The organism is Microbacterium sp. HD4P20 (genome assembly GCF_019449275.2).
Taxonomy (GTDB): Bacteria; Actinomycetota; Actinomycetes; order Actinomycetales; family Microbacteriaceae; genus Microbacterium.
In genome coordinates, this window is record NZ_JAHZQZ020000003.1 from 1 (window position 1) to 5,582 (window position 5,582).

The 5,582-nt window shown below is 54.9% G+C and carries 3 rRNA genes; all 3 read right to left on the reverse strand.

From position 1 onward, the window contains the following. Window positions 1-59: 59 nt before the first annotated feature. Window positions 60-176: ribosomal RNA gene (gene rrf / locus K0817_RS00775) — 5S ribosomal RNA — on the reverse strand. A 115-nt stretch (window positions 177-291) separates the two neighbouring features. After that, window positions 292-3,399: ribosomal RNA gene (locus tag K0817_RS00780) — 23S ribosomal RNA — on the reverse strand. Between the two features lie 430 nt (window positions 3,400-3,829). Next, window positions 3,830-5,351, reverse strand: a 16S ribosomal RNA gene (locus K0817_RS00785). The 16S, 23S and 5S rRNA genes sit together here, the layout of an rRNA operon. Window positions 5,352-5,582 lie beyond the last annotated feature (231 nt).

Consider the following 5,582-nt stretch of genomic DNA (forward strand, 5'->3'; position numbering starts at 1 on the left):
AATCGGTGTGTTAACGCGAAATGGCCACCCTGCGTTGGGTGGCCATTTCGGTGATGGGTGTCCGGCGGTGTCCTACTCTCCCACAGGGTCTCCCCTGCAGTACCATCGGCGCTGGGAGGCTTAGCTTCCGGGTTCGGAATGGGACCGGGCGTTTCCCTCTCGCTATGGCCGCCGAAACTCTCTTGATGTTTCAGTCGTACACACAAACAAAAGTCATGTTGTTGTGTGTGGTGTCCCGACCGTACATCGGGAACCACTCAGTGGACGCAAGCACCAGGAAAAGTTGGTGGTGTTATCAAGTCATCGGCTTATTAGTACCAGTCAGCTGCACACGTTGCCGTGCTTCCACATCTGGCCTATCAACCCAGTAGTCTGGCTGGGAGCCTCTCACCCCGTAGGGTATGGAAGTCTCATCTTGAGGCCGGCTTCCCGCTTAGATGCTTTCAGCGGTTATCCATCCCGAACGTAGCTAATCAGCGGTGCTCCTGGCGGAACAACTGACACACCAGAGGTTCGTCCAACCCGGTCCTCTCGTACTAGGGTCAGATCCTCTCAAACTTCCTACGCGCGCAGCGGATAGGGACCGAACTGTCTCACGACGTTCTAAACCCAGCTCGCGTACCGCTTTAATGGGCGAACAGCCCAACCCTTGGGACCTACTCCAGCCCCAGGATGCGACGAGCCGACATCGAGGTGCCAAACCATGCCGTCGATATGGACTCTTGGGCAAGATCAGCCTGTTATCCCCGAGGTACCTTTTATCCGTTGAGCGACAGCGCTTCCACAAGCCACTGCCGGATCACTAGTCCCGACTTTCGTCCCTGCTCGACCTGTCAGTCTCACAGTCAAGCTCCCTTGTGCACTTACACTCGCCACCTGATTGCCAACCAGGTTGAGGGAACCTTTGGGCGCCTCCGTTACTTTTTGGGAGGCAACCGCCCCAGTTAAACTACCCACCAGGCACTGTCCCTGAACCGGATTACGGTTCGAAGTTAGACATCCAGAGTGACCAGAGTGGTATTTCAACAACGACTCCACGAATACTGGCGTATCCGCTTCACAGTCTCCCACCTATCCTACACAAGCCACACCGAACACCAATACCAAGCTGTAGTAAAGGTCACGGGGTCTTTCCGTCCTGCTGCGCGTAACGAGCATCTTTACTCGTAATGCAATTTCGCCGAGTTCGCGGTTGAGACAGTTGGGAAGTCGTTACGCCATTCGTGCAGGTCGGAACTTACCCGACAAGGAATTTCGCTACCTTAGGATGGTTATAGTTACCACCGCCGTTTACTGGGGCTTAAATTCTCAGCTTCGCCTTGCGGCTAACCGGTCCTCTTAACCTTCCAGCACCGGGCAGGCGTCAGTCCGTATACATCGTCTTGCGACTTGGCACGGACCTGTGTTTTTAGTAAACAGTCGCTACCCACTAGTCTCTGCGGCCACCACACCCTTTTTGAGGCAAGCTCATATAAGTGGATGGCCCCCCTTCTCCCGAAGTTACGGGGGCATTTTGCCGAGTTCCTTAACCACGATTCTCTCGATCTCCTTGGTATTCTCTACCTGACCACCTGAGTCGGTTTGGGGTACGGGCGGCTAGAACCTCGCGTCGATGCTTTTCTTGGCAGCATAGGATCACCCACTTTTCATCCGCATCGTGTCTCAGCCTTCATGAGTCGCGGATTTGCCTACGACTCGGCCTACGCACTTGCCCCGGGACAACCATCGCCCGGGATGGGCTACCTTCCTGCGTCACACCTGTTAATACGCTAACCGCACCAGCATAGGGTCGTGCGCTAGGCCCAGCCCGTCACCCCGAAGGGATCAGTCACTGGGATTCAGACACTTAGCATTACTGGATTGATTGGGGCGGTTCTTCGCCGGTACGGGAATATCAACCCGTTGTCCATCGACTACGCCTGTCGGCCTCGCCTTAGGTCCCGACTTACCCAGGGAAGATTAGCTTGACCCTGGAACCCTTGGTCTTTCGGAGGACGTGTTTCTCACACGTCTTTCGCTACTCATGCCTGCATTCTCACTCGTGTGGCGTCCACGGCTGGGTCACCCCGCCGCTTCACTCGCCACACGACGCTCTCCTACCCATCAACACGGCTGGACCACGAAGGCCTACCAATAATGTCAATGCCACAACTTCGGTGGCGTGCTTGAGCCCCGTTACATTGTCGGCGCGGAATCACTTGACCAGTGAGCTATTACGCACTCTTTCAAGGGTGGCTGCTTCTAAGCCAACCTCCTGGTTGTCTAAGCAACTCCACATCCTTTCCCACTTAGCACGCGCTTAGGGACCTTAGTTGGTGGTCTGGGTTGTTTCCCTCTCGACTATGAAGCTTATCCCCCACAGTCTCACTGCTGCGCTCTCACTTACCGGCATTCGGAGTTTGGCTGACGTCAGTAACCTTGTAGGGCCCATCGGCCATCCAGTAGCTCTACCTCCGGCAAGAAACACGCAACGCTGCACCTAAATGCATTTCGGAGAGAACCAGCTATCACGAAGTTTGATTGGCCTTTCACCCCTATCCACAGCTCATCCCCTCAGTTTTCAACCTAAGTGGGTTCGGCCCTCCACGACGTCTTACCGTCGCTTCAGCCTGGCCATGGATAGATCACTTCGCTTCGGGTCTAGGACATGCGACTGAATCGCCCTATTCAGACTCGCTTTCGCTACGGCTACCCCACACGGGTTAACCTCGCCACATATCGCTAACTCGCAGGCTCATTCTTCAAAAGGCACGCTGTCACCCCTACTAAGGAGGCTCCAACGGTTTGTAAGCAAACGGTTTCAGGTACTATTTCACTCCCCTCCCGGGGTACTTTTCACCTTTCCCTCACGGTACTTGTCCGCTATCGGTCATCTGGGAGTATTTAGGCTTATCAGGTGGTCCTGACAGATTCACACGGGATTTCTCGGGCCCCGTGCTACTTGGGATACTCTCCACGCTGCGACCCGACATTTCGGTTACGGGGCTGGCACCCACTATGGCCGGCCTTTCAAGACCGTTCACCTATATCGACGCATCACGTTCACCACTCGGCAGAGCGGCATGGAAAGTCCCACAACCCCGAATACGCAACTCCTGCCGGATATCACACGTACTCGGTTTAGCCTGATCCGATTTCGCTCGCCACTACTCACGGAATCGCTGTTGCTTTCTCTTCCTGCGGGTACTGAGATGTTTCACTTCCCCGCGTTCCCTCTACCCGCCCTATATATTCAGGCGGGAGTCACCAGGTCAGCACGCCGCCTGGCGGGGTTTCCCCATTCGGACACCCTCGGATCAAAACTTGCTTATCAGTTCCCCGAGGCTTATCGCAGATTGCTACGTCCTTCTTCGGCTCCAGATGCCAAGGCATCCACCGTTTGCTCTTAAAGACTTGATACATGAGTCCAAAATCAAAAAATCGAAAACACGAACCCGAAGGCTCGCGTCGAAATTGACTAATGATCTTTAAGATCATCTTTTCCGAACCAACCCGAAGGCCGGTTCAAAAGATGCTCGCGTCCACTGTGTAGTTCTCAAAGTACGGGCGGTACCCACCCCCACCACCAGCAAAAGCCAGCACCAGGAATGAGCCCAAGAGGAAGCCGAACGAACCACAAAGATCCGCCCGCCTGAGTCCCTCAGGACCCAACAACGTGCACGCCCCCACCAGACACACCCAGACCCTTCCAACCACGCAAGCGCGGCGTACTAAACCCAGACATCCCCAATGAGAGCCTCGTCAAATGTTCCACCCATGAGCAACCGGCCGAGACATTCGCTCGACACGGCGCCTGGACACCCCCGAAGAGATGCCAGATGCTCCTTAGAAAGGAGGTGATCCAGCCGCACCTTCCGGTACGGCTACCTTGTTACGACTTAGTCCTAATTACCGATCCCACCTTCGACGGCTCCCTCCACAAGGGTTGGGCCACCGGCTTCAGGTGTTACCGACTTTCATGACTTGACGGGCGGTGTGTACAAGACCCGGGAACGTATTCACCGCAGCGTTGCTGATCTGCGATTACTAGCGACTCCGACTTCATGAGGTCGAGTTGCAGACCTCAATCCGAACTGGGACCGGCTTTTTGGGATTCGCTCCACCTCACGGTATTGCAGCCCTTTGTACCGGCCATTGTAGCATGCGTGAAGCCCAAGACATAAGGGGCATGATGATTTGACGTCATCCCCACCTTCCTCCGAGTTGACCCCGGCAGTATCCCATGAGTTCCCACCATTACGTGCTGGCAACATAGAACGAGGGTTGCGCTCGTTGCGGGACTTAACCCAACATCTCACGACACGAGCTGACGACAACCATGCACCACCTGTTCACGAGTGTCCAAAGAGTCCCCTATTTCTAGGGTGTTCTCGCGTATGTCAAGCCTTGGTAAGGTTCTTCGCGTTGCATCGAATTAATCCGCATGCTCCGCCGCTTGTGCGGGTCCCCGTCAATTCCTTTGAGTTTTAGCCTTGCGGCCGTACTCCCCAGGCGGGGAACTTAATGCGTTAGCTGCGTCACGGAATCCGTGGAAAGGACCCCACAACTAGTTCCCAACGTTTACGGGGTGGACTACCAGGGTATCTAAGCCTGTTTGCTCCCCACCCTTTCGCTCCTCAGCGTCAGTTACGGCCCAGAGATCTGCCTTCGCCATCGGTGTTCCTCCTGATATCTGCGCATTCCACCGCTACACCAGGAATTCCAATCTCCCCTACCGCACTCTAGTCTGCCCGTACCCACTGCAGACCCGAAGTTGAGCCTCGGGATTTCACAGCAGACGCGACAAACCGCCTACGAGCTCTTTACGCCCAATAATTCCGGATAACGCTTGCGCCCTACGTATTACCGCGGCTGCTGGCACGTAGTTAGCCGGCGCTTTTTCTGCAAGTACCGTCACTTTCGCTTCTTCCTTGCTAAAAGAGGTTTACAACCCGAAGGCCGTCATCCCTCACGCGGCGTTGCTGCATCAGGCTTCCGCCCATTGTGCAATATTCCCCACTGCTGCCTCCCGTAGGAGTCTGGGCCGTGTCTCAGTCCCAGTGTGGCCGGTCACCCTCTCAGGCCGGCTACCCGTCGACGCCTTGGTGAGCCATTACCTCACCAACAAGCTGATAGGCCGCGAGCCCATCCCCAACCAAAAAATCTTTCCAACCCCCCACATGCGTGGAAGGCTCATATCCAGTATTAGACGCCGTTTCCAGCGCTTATCCCAGAGTCAGGGGCAGGTTGCTCACGTGTTACTCACCCGTTCGCCACTAATCCACCCAGCAAGCTAGGCTTCATCGTTCGACTTGCATGTGTTAAGCACGCCGCCAGCGTTCATCCTGAGCCAGGATCAAACTCTCCATAAAGAAAAAATGCATACACAACCAGAAAAATGATCATGCAGCGAGTTCGAAACTGACCAAAAACAAATGTCACTGACATCCATTAAATTGATCCAAAGGAATCCCAACCAGACAAAAGCCTGGACGAGGATATTTGGCATTTGACAAGTGCACGCTGTTGAGTTCTCAAGGATCAGACACACCAACCAAACCAACCACCACAACGATGACCAGCCCAGAAGGGCAACTTCACTA